We start from the raw sequence: 2,075 nt of genomic DNA, 5'->3' as shown, positions 1-2,075 counted from the left end.
GGGGATGACGGTGCGGGGGCGGGGGCGGTGCGGCGGGCCCCGGCGGAGTGACGATCCCGGCGGAGTAACGGCGCGGAGGCCGCGGCGGCGCGGCGATCCCGGCGGAGTAACGGCGCGGAGGCCGCGGCGACGCGGCGGAGCAACGGTGCGACGGAGCAACGGTGCGGCGGAGGCCGCCGCTTCGCCGGGGCAACGGCACCCGCACCCGCACCGGCGCCGACACCAGCCCCGGCCCCGGCACCCGCACCGGTCCCCGCGAAGCGGACGCACCCCCGCGGGGGCGGCGCGGGTGGTCGAGTTGTCCACAGGCTGGAGCTTCTCCACAACTTTCCGGTCCGGCGCCCCCGTTGTCGGTCCGGTGGGGCATGCTTCGGGCATGAGTTTCCCTCCGCCGCCGAACGACGCCCCACCCCCCGGGTCAGGGGGCGGCTTCGGCCCGCCGCAGGGCTTCGGCCCTCCTCCCCCGCCCGGCGGGGGGTACGGACAGCAGCCGCCCGCGCAGGGCGGCTACGGGGGGTACGGCGGTTACGGTCCGCCCGGCCCCGGCGCCCCCGGCGGCTACGGATCGCCCCCGCCTCCCGGCCCCGGCGGTCCCGGTGGCTACGGCCCGTATCCGCCCCCGCCGCCGAAGCGGGGCAAGGGCGCGCGGATCGCGGGGGTGGTGGTCGGCCTGGTGCTGCTCGCCGCCCTGGTGATCGGCGGCATCGTCTGGCTGGGCAGCGGCTACGACGACCAGGGGTCGCAGGCGCGGGGAACGGCGCCGGCCGGTGGCGCCGCGCCGTCGCCCGCGGCGGGCAGCGGGGGCGGTTCCGGCGGTTCGTCCGGCGACACCTCACCGGGTGCCGCGATATCCGACGACCCGTCCGACCCGAGCCCGAGCGCGGCCTACACCCCGTACGTCAAGCTCTCCCCCGGCACCTGCTTCGACTCGCCGGGGCTGGACGCCGACATCAACCTCGTCACCAGGATCAGCTGTCACAGCCCGCACGACGGCGAGGTCATCGCCGACGAGCGGCTGACCGGCACCCTGACCGACGAGACGGCCGTGCAGACGAAGGCGCTCGCGCTGTGCAAGCCGGACGCCGAACGCCGCCTGAAGTCGTTCGCGGACGACGGCAAGATGTACTACAACTACGCGCTCTACCCGAATCTGACCACCTATGAGATCAAGGGGGAGAACACCGTCTCCTGCGCCCTGACCCTCAGCAACCACCAGGGCGGCGCCCTGATGGACGCCCCGCTGCCGTAGCCCGGGCCGCCCCTGCCGCGGTGACCGCCGCACGGCTTCCGTCCCCCTCATCCCTGTCAGGGTCGCTCTCAGGGAAAGACCAGGGGCGGCGGCGGCCGGAAACCTCGCGCGGTCCGGCTCCGGCGGGAGGTGGCGACGTAGGCTTCTCGCATGTCGACTCATGCGCAGCGGGAACGTCTGGTCCTGGCCGATCTGCTGGAGGCCGCCGGCCCCGGCGCGCCGACGCTCTGCGAGGGGTGGACGACGCGCGATCTCGCCGCCCACATCGTGGTGCGCGAACGCCGTACCGACGCGGCGGCGGGGCTGATCATCCCTCAGCTGGCGGACCGGATGGAGCGGATCCGGCGGGAGTTCGCCGAGAAGCCCTACGAGGAGCTGATCCAGCTGATCCGGACCGGCCCGCCGCGCCTGTCGCCGTACGCGCTGAAGCAGATCGACGAGGCGGCCAACAGCGTGGAGTTCTTCGTGCACGCCGAGGACGTGCGCCGGGCGCAGCCGGACTGGACGCGGCGGACGATCGATCCGGTCTTCGGGGACCTGCTGTGGCGGCGGCTGGAGCGCGGGGCGCGGTTGCTGGGGCGCAAGTCGCCGGTGGGTCTGGTGCTGCGGCGGCCGGACGGGCAGACCGCGGTGGCGCACCGGGGGACGCCGGTGGTGACGGTGACCGGCGAGCCGGCCGAGCTGACGCTGTTCGCGTTCGGGCGGCAGGCGGCGGCGGAGGTGGCGACCGAGGGCGAGCAGGCGGCGGTGTCGAAGGTGTCGGGGCTGGAGCTGGGGATCTGACCGGCGCGGTCCCGCCCGGGGCGGGGCCGGACAGCCCCCCGCC

2 protein-coding genes are annotated in these 2,075 nt (G+C 75.6%); both read left to right on the top strand.

All coding sequences use genetic code 11. The features are described from left to right. The first annotated feature begins 376 nt into the window (after positions 1-376). On the top strand, positions 377-1,249 hold the full coding sequence (locus POF43_RS34355) for a hypothetical protein (protein WP_282704962.1): 873 nt from the start codon (positions 377-379) through the stop codon (positions 1,247-1,249). A gap of 150 nt (positions 1,250-1,399) precedes the next feature. Further along, entirely contained in the window at positions 1,400-2,032 is a 633-nt protein-coding gene (locus POF43_RS34350; RefSeq protein ID WP_271318646.1) for a TIGR03085 family metal-binding protein, read from the top strand. Positions 2,033-2,075 lie beyond the last annotated feature (43 nt).

It is taken from the genome of Streptantibioticus silvisoli (assembly GCF_027947535.2).
GTDB classification, from domain to species: Bacteria; Actinomycetota; Actinomycetes; order Streptomycetales; family Streptomycetaceae; genus Streptantibioticus_C; species Streptantibioticus_C silvisoli.
This window is presented reverse-complemented; position numbering and strand designations above follow the sequence as displayed.